We start from the raw sequence: 15321 nt of genomic DNA, 5'->3' as shown, positions 1-15321 counted from the left end.
TCACTCCTCCGGGCCAGGCCCGTCATTCCGCCGATAGCATAGCCCAGCCATCCGGCCGGACCGGCGCGCTGCGTCCCAAAGCCGAGCGTGGGTTTCGCGACGTGCGGCCGTATTCACGCCGTTCAACCCCACATCCACACGCAACGCGCCGCCGCCTGCCGTGTCGAAGACGCGGGCGCCCGCCCTGCACCACCGCGCGACGACCTCGGCGCGCGGGTGTCCGAAGCGATTGCCGGCGCCCGTGGCGACGAGCGCGACGCGGGCCTGCGTGGCCGCGATGAACGCCGGATCGGAAGAGCCTTCGCTGCCGTGATGGGGAACCAGGACGACGTCGGCGCGCAATGCCGCCGGGTCGCGACGGACCAGCGCGCGCTCGACGACTTCGCCGATGTCGCCGGTGAGCAACGCCGCGCCGTGCGCGCCGTCGATGCGCAGGACGCAACCGGCATCGTTGCCAAGGTAGGGAAAATGTTCGGTGGGATGCAGGTACCGGAAGCGCACGCCGTCGCGTTGCCATGTGCGCCCTGCGATGCACCGCGAGGCGACCGGCGACGGACTGCCCTCGGGTGCGTGACTGTCATCGATCGTCATCGCGTTGCGCACCGCGTTCCAACCACCGGCGTGGTCGCTGTCGGCGTGGCTGACGATCGCGACATCCAGCGCGCGCACGCCGAGCGCGCGCAACGCGGGGACGACGGCGCGCTCTCCGGCGTCGTAACCGTCATGCGAGGCGGGGCCCATGTCGAAGAGCACGGCGTGCGACGCGGTGCGCACGAGCGCGGAGAGCCCCTGCCCCACATCCAGCACGTCGATGCGGAATGCGCCGTGCGGAGGAAGATCGCGCGCGGGCCACAACAGCGGCAACCACAGGAGCATGGCGAGTGGTTTGCCCGGAACGCCGCGCGGAAGGAGAACCCAGAGCGCGGCGAATGCCGCGAACGGCAGCGCATACCAGCGCGCCTCGGGGAGCCATGCGAATGCGAACGGGCTGTCGCCGATGACGACGAATGCAGGCCACGTGGCATCGAATGCATGGCCCGCGATCCGCCATGGCCGCACACCGAGGCCGGCGTGCAGCGCATCCAGCGCGGTGCCGATCAGCGCGAGCGGAACGACGACGAGACTCCACCAGGGAATCGCGACGAGGTTCGAGACCGGCCCTGCAAGGGAGGCTTGTCCGAACAACGCGACGGTGAGTGGCAACAGACCGATGGTCGCGACCGCTTGCGCCGATGCGAACGCGCGCAGCACGCCCCCGTCGGCGTTCGGCAGGCACCACAGAAGCCACGCGACCCCGCAGACGCTCAGCCAGAAGCCTGCGCCGAGCAGCGACAGCGGATCGACCAACACCATCGCGACGACGGCGAGCGACAACGCAGCGAACGACGATTGCGCGCGGCGCGCACAGCGCACCGCGGCCACGACGGCGATCATCAGCGTCGTGCGCACGGTCGGCAGCGCGAACCCGGCGACCGCCGTGTACAGGAGGGCGCCGATGACGGCGGCGACCGCCATCGCGATCGGGCGTGGCACGCGCAACGCAAGGGACGGTAGGAGACGCCAGGGCAGCGAGGCGAGCAGCGCGAAGAACCCGGCGACCAGGCCGACATGGAAACCGGAGATCGCGATGAGGTGCGTCAGCCCGGTGGCGCGGAGCGTCGCCCAATCGTCGTCATCGAGGCCGCGCGTATCGCCCAGTGCGAGGGCGCGGATGAAACGCGCGACCGGCGCGTCGATGGCCGCATCGATGCGGCTTGCCACGTCGGCGCGCCATGCCTGGAGACCGGCGGGGTGTGCGATTTCGCGCGCGCTTGCAGCGTTGCGCACGTATCCCGTCGCGGCCAGGCGATTCGCGAGTGCGTGGCGCTCGGCGTCGAACCACCCTGGATTGCGCAGGCCGCGGGGTGCACGCAGGCGCGCGTCGAATTCCCAACGGCTGCCGGCGTAGACGGATGGCGATCGCGACTGGCCGCCGTCGTACCACGCGATGCGAAGCAGGCGACCGCGGAGGGCGTCGGTTTGCGATGCGTCGTCATCGACACGGATCAGGAATTGCACGCGGCGCGCTTCGCGATCGGGAAGATCGACGACGCGACCGCGGATGCGGGTGTCCTGGCCTTCGAGCGATGCGGGAAGGCGGATCGACATCGCGTGGTTCGCGTGCAAAGCGGCCAGGGCGAAGCCGAATGCGACGATGGCCATGAGTTGCGTTGCGCGGGCGTGGATCCCCGCCTTCGCGGAAATGACGGCGATCGCGAGCGCGACAACCGCTATCGCGATGCAACCCCACATCGGCAGCATAGTTGGCAGCCACAACGCCGCCATGGCGCCGCCGACGAAGGCGACCGCCCCCGCCGTGATCCCGATCGTCCTGGTCCGATCTTCCCGCGGCGTCCGTGCCGCTTCGCGCATGTCACACCTCGCTGGGCGCCAGCTCCCTGAGCTTGCCGTCGTGGAGTTCGAGCACGCGGTCGAGGCGGCGTGCGAGCGAGCGGTCGTGCGTCACCAACACCAGGCTGGTGCGCTGCGCGCGGTTGAGATCGAGCATTTGCGCGAAGACATGCGCGGCGGTCTTCTCATCGAGATTGCCCGTGGGCTCGTCGCCCAGCACGCACGCAGGTTTGTTCACCAGTGCGCGCGCGACGGCGGTGCGCTGGCGCTCGCCGCCGGAGAGCTCGCCCGGCTTGTGTTCGATGCGATGCCCGAGCCCGACGGATTCAAGCAGGTCCTTTGCGCGCTGCCGCGCTTCCGGGATCGGCGTGCCGTTGAGCAGCACCGGCAGCATGACGTTCTCGAGCGCGGTGAATTCGGGCAGCAAGTGATGGAACTGGTAGACGAACCCGAGCGCGCGATTGCGCAGGCGCCCGCGCTCGGCGTCGGACAGGTCGCTCATGCGTTGGCCCGCCACCCACACTTCGCCCGCGGTCGGCACATCGAGCCCGCCGAGCAGATGCAGCAACGTGCTCTTGCCGGCGCCCGACGCACCGAGGATCGCGACCGTCTCGCCTTCCGCCACCGACAACTGCAGGTCGTGGAAGACGTGCGTCTTGAGGCTGCCTTCGGCGTAGGTCTTCGCCAGGCCTTCCGCGCGCAATGCTTCACTCATAGCGCAGCGCCTCCGCCGGTGCAGTGCGCGCGGCGCGCCACGCGGGATACAGGGTGGCGAGGAACGCCATGCCGAGTGCGACGAGCGCGATGATCGTGACGTCGTCGGCCTTCAATTCGGTGGGCAACCCGGTGATGTAATAGACGTCTTCGGGCAGCAACTGCACGCCGAGCACCCGCTCCAGGCCATTGAGGATGTGGTCGAGGTTGAGGGTCAACAGGACGCCGCCGATCACGCCCATCACCGTGCCGATGATGCCGATCAGCGTGCCCTGCACCATGAAGACCTGCATCACGCCGCGCGGCGTGAGGCCCAGGGTGCGCAGGATCGCGATGTCGGCCTGCTTGTCGGTCACCAGCATCACCTGCGAAGACACCAGGTTGAAGGCGCCCATGGCGATGAGCAGCGACAGCAGGATCGCCATCACCGTCTTCTCCATCTTCAGCGCGCGGAACATGTTGGCGTTCTCGCGCGTCCAGTCGCTGACGCTGTAAGGCCCCGGCAACTTGAGCGCGAGGTCGCGCGCGACGTCGAACGCCTTGTCCATGTCGTGCAAGCGCAGCCGCACGCCCGTGACCCCGTTACCCATGCGCATCAGGCGTTGCGCGTCCTGCAGGTTCACGACCGCCAGGCCCTTGTCGAATTCGTTGTAACCCGCCTCGAACAGCCCGCTCACCTTGAAACGCTTGAACTGCGGCATCGCGCCCATCGGCGTCGCCTGCAGGTCCGTGGTCAGCACGACCTGGTCGCCGACGTTGACGCCGAGCCACAACGCCAGCTCGCGCCCCAGCACGATGTTGAAGCTGCCCGGCTGCAACGAATCGATGGTGCCGACGACCATCTTCTCGCCCAGCACGGACACATGCTTTTCCTGGTCCGGCACGATGCCGCGCACGATGGCCGGCTGGTTGCGCGCACTGCGCAGCAGGCCCTGCGTTTCGATGTACGGCGCGGCGCCGGCGACGCGCTTGTCCTGCATCGCCAGTTGCACCGCATGCGGCCAATCGGTCAGCGGGTCGCCGTAGCCGCTGACCGTGGCATGCGCGGCCATTTGCAGCATGCGATCACGGATTTCGCGCTGGAAGCCGCTCATCACCGCCAGCGTGGTGATGAGCGCGGTCACGCCCAGCGCGATCCCGAGGATCGAGGCCAGCGAAATGAAGGAAATGAAACCGTTGCGGCGCTTGGCGCGGAGGTAGCGCAGGCCGATGGCGACAGGAATGGGTTTGAACATGAGTCCCCTATCCTCGCATCCCGTGGGGTTGCGCGGCGAGAGGGCCCGTCAGCGATGGGCTGGAGAGGCGCAAGGCGCGCCGCCCGCGTGCGCCGAGGACGTCGGGCCAGAAAGCCAGCCGGTGGACGCGTCCGTCTCCATCGCGGGCGCGCAGGAACGCGAGCGGCCCGCGCCAGTGGACGTGGTGATCGTGCAGGGGCATGTCGTCGAGGATGGCGCTTTGGTCGGAACGGACCATGAAGACCCGCGGCGGGCGCCGATGTTCCCGCCAGGCTCCGACGAGGCTCCAGAGCACCGCACAGACCGCGAGCGGAAGCTGTACGCCTGTGGGCAGCCCGGACGCGAACACACCGAACGCGCCGCCGATGCCGAGCAGCGGCAACACGCCGACAACCCAGCGCGATGGCCGCCATGCGACGCGACACGCCGGACACGCACGCGAGATTGCTTCGGGCATCGGCGACGATCCATGTCGATCCAGGAAGGTCGAGCCTATCGCACCCGTCCCGGGCGCACCGTCAGCGATTGCCGCGTTGCAATGTGAGGAAACCCTCACTTCCGAGGAGGGCCGTAGTCTCGTGAGCCTCGCCTTGCCATGGCCGGAACCGTTGCATGGAGTGGGAATACAATCCCCCGATGCGCCTCTCTCCCCGCTGGCCCCAATACCTCCTCGCCGCCTCCGCGCTGGCGATGGCCGCGCTCACCGGCTTCGCCGCGCGCGTACTGTTCGCCGCGCACCCGGAAACCGAAGGTGGTGGCACGTTGTTCGCGATCGCGCTCTTCGCCTACCCGCTCACGTTGATCATGCAAGCAGTGGCCTGCGTGGGCCTGTATCGCCTGGCGAAGGCCGGCTTCGACGAACCGACCAAGCGCACGCAAGGCCTCATCGGCCTGGCGTTCCTGTCACTGGCCGGGCCGGTGCTGGTGTTCCTCGCGTATGCGTTGATGCACCGCTGAAGCCATCAGCGCGCGCCCCCAGCTAGCGCTGCCCGGCGCGCAAGGCCAACAACGAAGCGCGCATGCGGATCGCGCTCTCGTACTCACGCGGAGACAAGCGGCGCCGTAGCGCTTGCTCGTACGTCGTCCCGGGCAGGCAGCCATCGCTCATGCACAGCGTCGCGGCGGCAAGCGCAGTAGACCCACAGTCGTTGGTCGCCCCGCAGACCACGGGAATCATGGCGTACTCCGACGCGAACATCCGCTCCATCGGATCCAGGGACGGATCGACTTCCAGCGGGTATCTTTTCACATCGGAAAGATGGTTCAGCGCCGCGCGGATCTGGGTGCGCGAGCCCGACTCGCGCAGGATGTCGAGCGCCTGCGCGGTAGCTGCGTCCGGATCCGCCTTCCGGAGTGTTCGGAAGTCCCGCAGCGCGGGGATCTCCCCCACCTTCGTCCCCTGGACGGCGAAATCCACGCACGCGCGCTCGACGTAATCGATCGCCCACGCATGACGCGGCGACTTGCGGCGGAAATCGTCAGCGGGGATGTCGCGCACGATCAGGCAGGCGTTCAACCCCTCGACGTTCATTTCGGCGACGACGAGATCGTCAGGCCCGCGCTCGGCCACGGCGCGCCGCAGCGTCGTCAGCAAATGCAGATTCGGATCACCCAGCCCATCGACCCGCACACGCGGGTTCGACGATGCGCCACGCGCTGCGCTCGGTGTGGGCGCTGCGGCATCTGCTACCTCGCTCGGTGGGGAAAGCGGAGCCGACTTCGCGCGCACATGGGAGGCGCCCCACGTCCACCACGCCAATGCGGCGAGCGAGAGGGCGAGCACGATCGATGCAATCGTTGCGAGAGGGCGCATCGAAAGATCATACCGAAGGTCGGCAGGTGTCGATGACGGCTTCGGATCAGGAGCGGTCACCCGGTGAGCAATGGCAGCGATCCGCCATCACCGAACGCTAGGCAATCGCGACTTCAGAACGTTGCGAGTCGCACGGCCGCCTCCGTCTCGTTTGTATCGCGGTGGATGCTGTTCGCCTTCGGCCAAAGACGGACAATAACCTTACGCAGACTGATGTGCGGCCGCGATCGCGATCGCCAACCCTGACGCAGCAAACACGGTGGCTACACGAAGTGCGAGGAGGACGTCGGCGAGATGCGTGGTCGTGCGGTCCCTAAGCAAAGTGTGCTCGCGGACCACGAGAAACCACAGCAGAGCCCAGGCCGAAGAGAAGCGAATCCAGAAGATGGAAGGCCGGTCCATCGCATCGTACTTTGCGGGGTGCCGCTCCCTAAGCCGACGGTAGAGCGTAAAGCGGATCGCCGTATCGGCGATCGAAAGGACGAAGAGGGTTGCAAACAAAAGAAGAACTGGCATGCGGTCCCTGTCATAGCTTCGTCTACGGAAGGAGTTCTTCCGGCCCCAGCCCGGTAGGCCAGCCTAGTCGCCGCGGGTCGCGTCCTCAAACGCTTTCCAGATGCCGAGCGCGGCCATCAGTGCTCCGATACTCAGGCCGGCCCACATCGCAAGCTTGCGTTACGTTTGCATGCATCAAATCGTAGGAAACCTGATTCGGTCCAGCAAGTCCCTATCGGCGAGCTTGCGTGATGTCTACTTTGGTTCGTTAGCGGTCACCCGGTGACGAATGCTTTTCGACCAGAAGCAAACATTCGCGACGCGAAGGCCGAAGATGCCGGATGCGCGCGTTGACTCCGCCGACCACGGGGACAAGGGGAGGCGGGGCAGACAACCGAGCCGCTTGATCAACCCCCGGGAGTCGCGCAGCATGCTCCCATGTTGATCACCATCGGCCGTTATCTCAACCCATGGGAAGCCCACGTATTGCGTGGGCGGCTGGAGGCTGAGGGGATCCTCGCCTTCGTAACCAACGATGCGCACGCGATCGCCGTCTTTCCATTGTCGTATGCCTTCGGCGGCACCGCGCTTCAGGTCCCGGCATCGCGGGTGGATGAAGCGCGTGAGATTCTCCGTGATTGCGCCTCCGGCGCGTTGGAAGACGACCTCCGCGCGGAAACGGGATTGGCGCCGCTCAAGTGCGCGCGATGCGGCAGTGCGGACCTTCGCGACGTGGTCCCCGTTTCCCAGAAAGTTCTGGTGGTGATGCTCGCGCTGTGGAGCGCGACCTTCCCTACGCGCGCAACCGGCATGCGCTGCAACGCATGCAACCACACATGGGAGTTCGGGGACTGAAATCCCAAATGAACACCTTCGTATTCGCGTTGGCGAGTTGGGTCATGCCTGATCGCCAAACGAGCGACGAGCTAAAGTCCGCTTCCCAGCAGTGTCCGCCATGGGTCGCTACTGGTCACCGGCCCAGATAGAAGTCCAGAGGGATCAGTTCGACCGCCCATCCACCTTCTTCCCCCAACTTGGCGGCCGGGTGCATGGATGCGACGCGCAGCGCCTCGTCGGGATCGTCCGCTTCGATGATGAACAAGCCTCCCACTACTTCTTTGGACTCGGTGTAAGGCCCATCACTGACCTGCGTCCTGCCGCTGCGCGGGCGTAGCGTCCTCCAGCCTTCCAGATCGCCAAGCGACGCGGAAACCAGGACCTTGCCGGTGGCGCGCATCTTCTCGTCCAGTGCCGGGCATTGGCCCACCAATGCCTTGACGTCGTCTGGTGACATCGCGGCGAATTTATCGGGGGTGAAGTAAGCCAGTCCGAGGTACTTCATGGGAACTCCGTGGGTGGGATCTCAAGTAACGACGAACCTGGTGGGAGGAAATCGACAAGTGAGAAGAAAATATTTGCGCTGGCTCGACGAGGCCCAAAATGAAGCCTGCTAGCTCGTATGGTTGACCAGCGCCCCCCTTCTTGAGCGCGATGGAACTTCCGACATCCGATTCAGCAACCCGCAGACGACTGCCGCGATTGCGCCGGCGACGACCGCGAGCAACATCATTCGCTGGCCCTTGTTGTGCATCAGCGACACGGCTGCGCACGCCATCGTCGTCGCACCAAAGCCGGCGTCGAACAGCATCGCCGACCAGACGGGCCGCTTGGGCCAACGCACATCCAGCACGTGCGTGGAAAGGGCCGTCGCGATCGCGGCGACGCTGCCGACAAAATAGGCGAGCGGCATGCCAAAGATCAGTCCCATGGCATCGCGTGAAGTGAACGCTTGCTGCCGCAGCGCATGGTCGATAACCGTCAGCGACAGATATCCGACCAGGGGTGCGAGGAGCACGAACAGCAGGATCGTACCGGCCAAGCGCTTCCAATCGATGCGCGCGCGACCGACGGGCAACGTGCGTACGACGCGCCGCCGATGGTTCACGTGCCCACACACGACGGCCGCGATGACGCAGAAGGTCACCATGGGGTGCACGCCTAGTAGAGTTTCGCGCGGGTGGGAAAACAACCAGGGTGCGCCACCGACCAGCCCGGCGCTCACATCGCGCAACAAGCGCCGCCACGCAGATCGCGTGGGCCATCGCGCTTCCCATCCAAGCGCCACCAACCCGGCCAGCAACGCCGGAATCACGCCGACGACAAAAGCGAGGGGCGCAAGGAAGATCGTCAGCACGACCGCGGCTCCCCAGGCGGCCGGATTCAGGAGCGAGTGCTGGCCCTCCATCGCGACCATCGCGAGCAGGCCCACGAGTGGCCCGAGGAACGCATAGGTGCCCAGCTCCGTGACGTTCCGTGCCGCCTTGCTTTCGACCATGTCCTTCCCCTTTGGGACACTGCGAGCCGAGCTTACCGAATGACCGCTTTGGGTCGAAGGCGAATCACTCTCCGCTGCGACGTCGAAGGCCTTCGGTGTCCGCTTTCGGCCAGAAGCAGTCACTCATCGGGCGCGAAAATCCAGCGACAGACAAGGCACCCAACCCGTTTGTCCGTCGGCCTTCCGGACGCGGCAAACCCAATAGTCCTTTCCATGCGCGTCGTCGACGACGCGAACGGTTTCGCCCTGGCGCAACGCCGCAATCGGGCGCGGCTCGGGGCGGTTGATCGCACCCGCATACGCGGCCTCCACCTCCGTCTCGTAGACCGGTGTTGCGAGCATGACCTTCGATGCCGTCTCCGGCGTGCAGGCAGCAAGCAAGACCAGGGTGAGGACCACAAAACGGCGACGGCGGTTCTCAGTCACGGCGAACCAAGCTGATGGTGTAAACCTCGTAGAACGGCGCGCTCGGCGGCGCTGGATACTGCCGGCCGACCATCTCGCGGGAAAAGCATGCGAGGTGCGGGGCACTCGGGTTGATCAAGTACTCCTTGACGATCCCCGATCCGTCGATGACCGCGACGGCCTGGAAACTCTCGATACCCGCTTCCATCGGCTCCGCGGCGCAAGTGCGGATGACGTCCGCCCAGAAGCCGTTATGGACCGGAAGCATGCGCCGCTCCCACGCCATGCCTTCGACGGTCGACGTCATGCGATGCCCTTCCGCCGCCAGCGTGTGCCAACGATCCGCCGGCGGCATGCGTCCGCTGGAGCAACCCGCGATGACGACGATGATGCCTGCTACCAACGCTCGCATAGTCCCCTGCCCCGACCGGTTTGCGCGCAACGATCCCATTCGCCGCGAGCGGATGCAATCGGCGTAGCATGGAGGTGTCACGCACTCGGGGGAGGCGTCGTGGGGCTTGCCATTGTTGTCGTGATTGTTCTCATTGCGCTCACCAACTGTGCCGCGTTGAGTGTCGGCTACGGTGGGACCCGGCGCGTCGACCACGTGGCAAAGATCTTCGGCAGCCTGGGTTTGGTCTGCCTGCTCGGATTGGTCATTGCATTCATCGATGCCTTTACCCAGATCTGGGTGAAGCGCCCGGGCTACCAAGGGCTGCCTGTTTTCATCTTCTTCTACGGGACAGCGGTGACTACCGTTGGCTCGTTGGCGACGACGATTGCGATCGTCGTCGGCGAGATGCGGGCTTCGGCCAGAAGCAAACAAATTGAGAGGGAACGCCTTTAGGTGGGTGGAGGCTGGCGCGATCCGAATACAGCACGTGGAGGCCGTTTGAATTCCCCGCGTCGGCAAGAGCGTCCATGAGCAACTCTGCAGCCGCGCTTAGCCTGTAGTCCGCTTTCGGCCAGAAGCGAACCTCGTCAGTCGGCCAGCGGTAGCTTTCGGCCCATGGCGGACGCTTTGATCAGGCATCTCCCTCAGTGTTCCCCGCGCTGGCAATCCTTTGTCCGCGTTGGGTCGAAAGCGGTTACCTGGTCATTCACTTTTCGGAGTCAGGAATACGCCGAGAATGCTCAGGAGTCTTGGCAGGCGATCTCGAACGTTGGCTTGCTCATTCGATGGCACTGTCATTGGATACGCCTTCAACCACCCCTCCACCAACGTGCCGAAGTTGGCCTCGCCACAAAGGTGGGCAGCGGTGATGGCGCGATACATCCTCGGCTCCGGTTTGTTGTACAGGGGGTGGGAGCGAGATTCGGGGCTCGAGTTCAGGCCGGTCGAGCACTCCTGCAACGACGCATACCGTGCGAAGTAGGACAACAGTTCGGCTGTGAGGCAGCTTGCGACGGCGCCGGCGACGTCTTGTACATCTCGCTCGGACGCTGCGTTTGGCAAAAACCACGTGTACTGATTTCCAGGTGTCAAAGGGAACCGGTCAGGCGACGTGAGGACCGTCGTGGTCGCGCTTTGATACTCGCTTCCGTAGACGAGGCCAAGTTGATTGACCACTTGCTCCACGACATCGTGGCGAACGCCAGCCGCCAATTCGTAATGCTGTCCGAGCGCGCCGTCGACAACAGTTGGGTACGTCATCAACAGGAATTCGCTGAACCCATGAGTCTCTTTGCGGACAAAGGTGCCCCGTTTGCTGATGTAGCGAAAACCTGACGCCTCGGCGAAGGGCGCAATGGCTTTGGTGAGTCTCAATCCGACGGTCATTCTTTGGTCCACCGACTGGTTCCCCTCAGTGCATATTCCGCTACCGATGGTCCGTCACGTTCAGGGCCGGCGATACTCTTCGTATTCGTGGACCAGGTACACCACGACGCTGCCCTGACTTTCGAACACTTCCACTCGCTTCGCCCAATTCGCCGGGCACTCCGCGATGACCTCGTAACGGCCGCGGGTAGCGCACGTCCCGATCGCCAGCGGACCCGCGAGGTGCTCGTCGCCGTCGAAGATATCGACGACGGGAACGTCCGATGCCGCGCCCATCTCGCCCTGCGGATTCGAGTTGTAGAAGCCGCCGGAAATCTTGATCGACACGCGTCCGCAGGTCCTGCCCACCGTCCCGGTACCGAGCCGACGGATATCGCCATGTGTGTCTTCTTCGCTGACCTTGATCAAGTTGCCGACATCGATGCGCTCCACCGCCATGTCGGAGCCCCGATCGGCCGGCGACGGAGCCGCGGTCAACAGCAGACGCGAGTGCGTCGCGTCGCAATGGATGCGCAGGACTGAATCAACGAGGCCTTCCTCCGCGTGCGTCGGCGTGATCGCGCACGTCAGCAGCAACGCCAGCACCCATCGGATCATGCGCCGTCCCCCGGTTGGAAGCAGATATTCGAGCGCGCCGAAAACCGGCGGCAGTGCGATTGTAGGCGACGACCCTGTCCCTCGCGTCGGCGAATGTTTCGCCGACACCTGGGTCGGATGTCGATGTGTCCGCTCCGGGTGAATCCCACTCACCCTTGTCGCCAACCCTCCCCCGCGTGCTCGGGCAGACCAGGCCGATCGGCATACGTCACCCGGTCATCGTGATGCACTTCGACGAGCCACGCCCCCTCTTCCGCATAGACCCACATGTCCGATCCGCCGCGCATCAACGCGATCGCATGCGTGCATGCATCGGCGGAAGACAGCACGACACGCGGCATGCGGGACACACCCCAGTCGACGATCACGGTGGACGCGGGCGCGACGCGCAGTGCATGCAGCGCCCGCTCAAGCAATTCGGCGAGATGCGCCTGGGTGGCACCGTGCTCGACGACGGCATGCGGCACCAGCGACCAATGCACGCTCGCGAACCCGATCGGATATCGCGTCAGCGGCCCTCGACGCGTGTCGGTGTCCCAGAGCAATTCGAAGCGCGCGCCTGCCGCTTCCAACGCAGCACCGTGGTAACGATGGAAGTCCGCAACCTCCTCCGCATGCCGCTGCCGCGCCGTGCGTTGCGCCTGCTGGGCGTACAGCGCGTCGCGTTTGGCTGCGAGCGCCGCGCGTCGGGTTTCCGGTTCGTCTTGATGTGTCATCGCGGCATTCTCGCCGGTTCGGCCCGCGACGCGCGATCCGCGCTACGCCCTTCACTGCTGGTCGGGCGGCGCGCTTCCGTCATCAGATTCGGCATTCGCGCGACTCTGCGCGAAGTCCGGGAAAGTCTCCGCCAGCGTCGCCTCATCCGGCAAGATGTAGAACACCCCGCCGCGCTCGAACGTCGGACTCATGACCTGCTCGTAAAAATCGGGCGCGACGTTGATGCAGCCATGCGTGATGCGGTTGTCGTCCGGCGAAGGCGATGCAAGACGTTGGGGGCGTCTCTCGGCCGGCACGCCTGTCGCGGTGGGGTGGATGGAGACTGCGGAATCGTAGTCCACCCATAGCACGCGCCCCGCATCGGTGGACGGGCCAAAGCCGCCCACGAAGCGACCGGCAGGCGTCGTGCGATCCCGGCCGGGGATCTCGCGAAGCGCGAGACCCGCGATGCCGGGGGCCACGTGGTCGCCGACCGCCGAGCCGAAGAGCGCAGATGCCGCGCCGCGAAGCCGGCCGTCGCCGCCGAACACCAGGATCTGTGCAGCGGCCTTGTCCATGATCGCGAACGGATAGCCTTGGCTGTCGCCGCTGGCGACGACCCAGCCCGCGAGCTGGATCACCGTGTCGGAGACTTTCTGGCCCTGCGGCAGCTGGTCGACGGCGGCCGCGGGTTGCGCGACGTCATCCCCGGCGCGGGCCACGCCGACGCTGGCGAACGCCAGCGCCAACGTCAGCGCGCCACAAGCGGCCCGGATCGCAGGGTGAATGCACGTGCGAATAGGACGGCTCCTTGGAAAAGACTAACCGCGCGGTTTGCGGGGCGGTGCCGTTTCGAGCTTCTGGACGCGGCCTTCCAATTGATCCAGCCGTTGGTTGGCCTGCTGCGCGGATTGATTGGCGGATTCAGCGCTCGCGGCCGCGCCCTGCACCTTCGTGTCGAGTTGATCGAGGCGCGAATTGATTGTCGCGAACTCGTCGTCGTACGTGGCGCAGCTGGCAAGACCGAGGGCGGCGACGAGCGCCACGCCGAACATACGTGCCGTTCTCAGATGATGCTTGGTCGTGAACATTCCTGTGCTCCTTCGTCTGGGAGATTGGTCGGCCTTCTTTCCCGAGCCAATTCAGTTGACGCTGGAATACGTTCGTGGGCCGTGAAGATGATCCGGCAAACCGCGAGAGCGGCTTGAATTCATTGTTCTCCACGCCGACGCGAGGGGGATTGAGAGCAAGCTCAGCCGTACCGGCCCTTCAGGCTACGGCGTGCGATGCGCAATCAAGGCCGGGGCGCGCGCTTGAGCACCGTCCAGAACGGATACATCGCCATGTGTTCCGATGACTTGGTCCACGCGACGATTTCGCCGTCGATCGTGTCCCCGCGCAGCTTGAGGCCGAGCGAAAGTTGCTCCAGGCCTTCGCGGCGGATATCGGGGCTGTCGACGTTGCCGTGGCTGTCGCCCGAGAGCACGCCGTCGACCAGGCCGAGATCGTCGATCTTCCGGGCGGGCCCCTCGCCCACCGACAACGTCCCCGTGCCGTCTTCCGCGATGGCGAGCACGACGGGCACGTGCTTGCCCTGCGCGAGTAGCGTCCCCATCCACCGCCCGCGGTAGGCCGCGATTCCCTTCAACGGGATCGGCTGCACCGCCGGCGGCGGTGGGAGGGTCGACCAATCGGGTACGACCGTCTTCAACAGCCGATCGCGCACGTCATTGATGAAGTTCGAGGGTCCGCGCTGGTTGCTGAGCACGATCACGGCGACGTTTGCCGACGGCACCAGCACGAATTCCGCCTTGACCCCCGACTGGCCGCCGCCGTGGTACAGCACCGGCGCGCGGCCGGGGGCGTCGTGGATCTGCCATCCCATGCCGTAGTGGAAATGCGGGGCGACGAAGGTTTGCGGACGATGCAGTTCCGCGAGACGCGCCTGATCGAGGATCATCGCCGAGCGCGGCAAGCCCTGGCCGCCCAGGTGCAGCATCGCGAACCGCGCCATGTCGTGTGCGCTGGCATAGAGCTCGCCCGAACCAGGCGTCGCCGTGAGATAGAACGGAAGCCGTTTGCCATCGTCTGCATAGCGCGCGGCCATCTCCTTGCGGCGCGCCAGATCGGTGTCGAAGAAGCTGTTCCGCATGCCCAGCGGCACGAGCACCCGCGATTGCAGGAAGGCGCCGTATTCCTGTTGCGACTGGCGCGCGACGACCTCGGCCAACAGGCCCATGCCGAGATTCGAGTACTCATAGCGCTCGCCGACCGGCGCGATCAGATGGCCGTACTCACCGATCAACGTTGCAATGCTCGGCTGCCGCGCGGGGCCGTCTTCGGGATACATCGCGAAGAAGGTCGGCAGTCCCGCCGAATGCGTGGCGATGCGGCGCAGCGTGGCTTCGCGCGCGGGGCCGTCGGCATCGACGAGTTTTTCGCCCAGGTAATCGTTTGCCGGTCGGTCAAGATCCACTTTGCCGTCGGCCGCCAGGACCATCAGTGCGGTCGTCGTAAAGGGCTTCGTGGACGAGGCGATCGAGAACGCGCTGTGCGGCGTCGCCGGCGTGCGTGCTTCGCGATCGGCCCAGCCGAAGCCGTCTTCGTGGACGATGCGACCGTCCTTCACGACCGCGATCGAAACACCCGTAAGACGCCCTGCGGCGATCTCGCGACCAATGTCCGCCTTGATCGCAGCGTATGGATCCGGTGTCGCCGCGATGGCGGTGAATGGGGACACCGCTAGCAATGCGGCGCCCAAGAGCAGGCAAAGCAATCGAACCTGGCGGGCTGCATTCATGGACATCGCACTCGCGCAAACGAGTCCATTGGATGCCGCAAAGCGGTTCGGCGTTTAAAC

At 65.6% G+C, this 15321-nt stretch carries 19 protein-coding genes; 3 read left to right on the top strand and 16 right to left on the bottom strand.

All coding sequences use genetic code 11. From position 1 onward, the window contains the following. The 4 genes from LF41_RS07695 to LF41_RS07680 form a co-directional block, all read right to left on the bottom strand. Positions 1-2292: a DNA internalization-related competence protein ComEC/Rec2 gene (locus LF41_RS07695; protein WP_237577689.1), complete on the bottom strand. Its 2292-nt coding sequence runs from the start codon at positions 2290-2292 to the stop codon at positions 1-3. A 121-nt stretch (positions 2293-2413) separates the two neighbouring features. Then, positions 2414-3106, bottom strand: a complete 693-nt coding sequence (lolD, locus tag LF41_RS07690) for a lipoprotein-releasing ABC transporter ATP-binding protein LolD (RefSeq protein ID WP_036168188.1) — start codon at positions 3104-3106, stop codon at positions 2414-2416. Next, positions 3099-4340 carry a lipoprotein-releasing ABC transporter permease subunit gene (locus tag LF41_RS07685; protein WP_036168187.1) on the bottom strand — a complete coding sequence of 414 codons (1242 nt, stop codon included), beginning with the start codon at positions 4338-4340 and terminating at the stop codon, positions 3099-3101. Before LF41_RS07685 ends, lolD begins: the two co-directional genes overlap by 8 nt. 7 nt (positions 4341-4347) lie before the next feature. Continuing rightward, entirely contained in the window at positions 4348-4725 is a 378-nt protein-coding gene (locus tag LF41_RS07680) for a hypothetical protein (protein ID WP_052116229.1), read from the bottom strand. 251 nt (positions 4726-4976) lie between these two features. Here LF41_RS07680 and LF41_RS07675 point away from each other — a divergent pair, with 251 nt between their 5' ends. Then, positions 4977-5297 carry a hypothetical protein gene (locus LF41_RS07675; protein WP_036168185.1) on the top strand — a complete coding sequence of 107 codons (321 nt, stop codon included), beginning with the start codon at positions 4977-4979 and terminating at the stop codon, positions 5295-5297. 22 nt (positions 5298-5319) lie between these two features. Here LF41_RS07675 and LF41_RS07670 read toward each other — a convergent pair whose 3' ends face one another. Next, complete coding sequence (locus LF41_RS07670; protein ID WP_152599935.1) at positions 5320-6123, bottom strand: hypothetical protein; 804 nt, start codon at positions 6121-6123, stop codon at positions 5320-5322. A gap of 231 nt (positions 6124-6354) precedes the next feature. Next, on the bottom strand, positions 6355-6669 hold the full coding sequence (locus LF41_RS07665; protein WP_036168180.1) for a hypothetical protein: 315 nt from the start codon (positions 6667-6669) through the stop codon (positions 6355-6357). 417 nt (positions 6670-7086) lie between these two features. Between LF41_RS07665 and LF41_RS07660 the strand changes: the two genes are divergently transcribed. Continuing rightward, positions 7087-7503 (top strand): putative signal transducing protein, encoded by a 417-nt coding sequence (locus LF41_RS07660; RefSeq protein WP_052116228.1) that lies wholly within the window; start codon positions 7087-7089, stop codon positions 7501-7503. A gap of 115 nt (positions 7504-7618) precedes the next feature. On the opposite strand, the gene LF41_RS07655 is transcribed toward LF41_RS07660, so the two are convergent. From LF41_RS07655 to LF41_RS07640, 4 genes are all read right to left on the bottom strand, one after another. Beyond that, on the bottom strand, positions 7619-7990 hold the full coding sequence (locus LF41_RS07655; protein WP_036168178.1) for a YciI family protein: 372 nt from the start codon (positions 7988-7990) through the stop codon (positions 7619-7621). Positions 7991-8098: 108 nt separating this feature from the next. Beyond that, positions 8099-8917 carry a hypothetical protein gene (locus LF41_RS07650; protein WP_152599934.1) on the bottom strand — a complete coding sequence of 273 codons (819 nt, stop codon included), beginning with the start codon at positions 8915-8917 and terminating at the stop codon, positions 8099-8101. A gap of 189 nt (positions 8918-9106) precedes the next feature. Next, complete coding sequence (locus LF41_RS07645; RefSeq protein WP_152599933.1) at positions 9107-9409, bottom strand: SH3 domain-containing protein; 303 nt, start codon at positions 9407-9409, stop codon at positions 9107-9109. Beyond that, positions 9402-9695: a hypothetical protein gene (locus LF41_RS07640; protein ID WP_152599932.1), complete on the bottom strand. Its 294-nt coding sequence runs from the start codon at positions 9693-9695 to the stop codon at positions 9402-9404. The genes LF41_RS07645 and LF41_RS07640 overlap by 8 nt, the downstream gene beginning before the upstream one ends. Before the next feature lie 204 nt (positions 9696-9899). On the opposite strand from LF41_RS07640, the gene LF41_RS07635 reads away from it, so the two are divergent. Next, positions 9900-10235 (top strand): hypothetical protein, encoded by a 336-nt coding sequence (locus LF41_RS07635; protein ID WP_036168166.1) that lies wholly within the window; start codon positions 9900-9902, stop codon positions 10233-10235. 249 nt (positions 10236-10484) lie between these two features. Here the strand turns inward: LF41_RS07635 and LF41_RS07630 are convergent, their stop codons facing one another. The 6 genes from LF41_RS07630 to LF41_RS07605 form a co-directional block, all read right to left on the bottom strand. Beyond that, positions 10485-11168 carry a hypothetical protein gene (locus tag LF41_RS07630; protein WP_036168162.1) on the bottom strand — a complete coding sequence of 228 codons (684 nt, stop codon included), beginning with the start codon at positions 11166-11168 and terminating at the stop codon, positions 10485-10487. 60 nt (positions 11169-11228) lie between these two features. Continuing rightward, positions 11229-11753, bottom strand: coding sequence for a hypothetical protein (locus LF41_RS07625; protein WP_152599931.1), 525 nt, complete (start codon positions 11751-11753; stop codon positions 11229-11231). A 161-nt stretch (positions 11754-11914) separates the two neighbouring features. Further along, on the bottom strand, positions 11915-12481 hold the full coding sequence (locus tag LF41_RS07620) for a hypothetical protein (protein WP_036168155.1): 567 nt from the start codon (positions 12479-12481) through the stop codon (positions 11915-11917). A 51-nt stretch (positions 12482-12532) separates the two neighbouring features. Then, positions 12533-13210 carry a L,D-transpeptidase gene (locus LF41_RS07615; RefSeq protein WP_036168152.1) on the bottom strand — a complete coding sequence of 226 codons (678 nt, stop codon included), beginning with the start codon at positions 13208-13210 and terminating at the stop codon, positions 12533-12535. A 72-nt stretch (positions 13211-13282) separates the two neighbouring features. Continuing rightward, positions 13283-13552 carry a membrane protein gene (locus tag LF41_RS07610; RefSeq protein WP_036168149.1) on the bottom strand — a complete coding sequence of 90 codons (270 nt, stop codon included), beginning with the start codon at positions 13550-13552 and terminating at the stop codon, positions 13283-13285. Positions 13553-13755: 203 nt separating this feature from the next. Beyond that, a complete protein-coding gene (locus tag LF41_RS07605) occupies positions 13756-15261 on the bottom strand; it encodes a serine hydrolase domain-containing protein (RefSeq protein ID WP_272913781.1) in 1506 nt (501 codons plus the stop codon). Positions 15262-15321 lie beyond the last annotated feature (60 nt).

This window comes from Lysobacter dokdonensis DS-58, from assembly GCF_000770795.1.
Lineage (GTDB): Bacteria > Pseudomonadota > Gammaproteobacteria > Xanthomonadales > Xanthomonadaceae > Noviluteimonas > Noviluteimonas dokdonensis.
Note: the sequence above shows the minus strand (reverse complement) of the source record. Positions and strands in the feature narration are given on the sequence as shown.

What these genes read in the sequence shown, in the direction of transcription:
- LF41_RS07695 (WP_237577689.1), bottom strand. Translation starts at nt 2,292, where the DNA reads ATGTGGGGTTGCATCGCGATAGCGGTTGTCGCGCTCGCGATCGCCGTC.
- lolD (WP_036168188.1), bottom strand. Translation starts at nt 3,106, where the DNA reads ATGAGTGAAGCATTGCGCGCGGAAGGCCTGGCGAAGACCTACGCCGAA.
- LF41_RS07685 (WP_036168187.1), bottom strand. Translation starts at nt 4,340, where the DNA reads ATGTTCAAACCCATTCCTGTCGCCATCGGCCTGCGCTACCTCCGCGCC.
- LF41_RS07675 (WP_036168185.1), top strand. Translation starts at nt 4,977, where the DNA reads ATGCGCCTCTCTCCCCGCTGGCCCCAATACCTCCTCGCCGCCTCCGCG.
- LF41_RS07665 (WP_036168180.1), bottom strand. Translation starts at nt 6,669, where the DNA reads ATGCCAGTTCTTCTTTTGTTTGCAACCCTCTTCGTCCTTTCGATCGCC.
- LF41_RS07660 (WP_052116228.1), top strand. Translation starts at nt 7,087, where the DNA reads ATGTTGATCACCATCGGCCGTTATCTCAACCCATGGGAAGCCCACGTA.
- LF41_RS07655 (WP_036168178.1), bottom strand. Translation starts at nt 7,990, where the DNA reads ATGAAGTACCTCGGACTGGCTTACTTCACCCCCGATAAATTCGCCGCG.
- LF41_RS07640 (WP_152599932.1), bottom strand. Translation starts at nt 9,695, where the DNA reads ATGACGTCGACCGTCGAAGGCATGGCGTGGGAGCGGCGCATGCTTCCG.
- LF41_RS07630 (WP_036168162.1), bottom strand. Translation starts at nt 11,168, where the DNA reads ATGACCGTCGGATTGAGACTCACCAAAGCCATTGCGCCCTTCGCCGAG.
- LF41_RS07620 (WP_036168155.1), bottom strand. Translation starts at nt 12,481, where the DNA reads ATGACACATCAAGACGAACCGGAAACCCGACGCGCGGCGCTCGCAGCC.
- LF41_RS07610 (WP_036168149.1), bottom strand. Translation starts at nt 13,552, where the DNA reads ATGTTCACGACCAAGCATCATCTGAGAACGGCACGTATGTTCGGCGTG.
- LF41_RS07605 (WP_272913781.1), bottom strand. Translation starts at nt 15,261, where the DNA reads ATGAATGCAGCCCGCCAGGTTCGATTGCTTTGCCTGCTCTTGGGCGCC.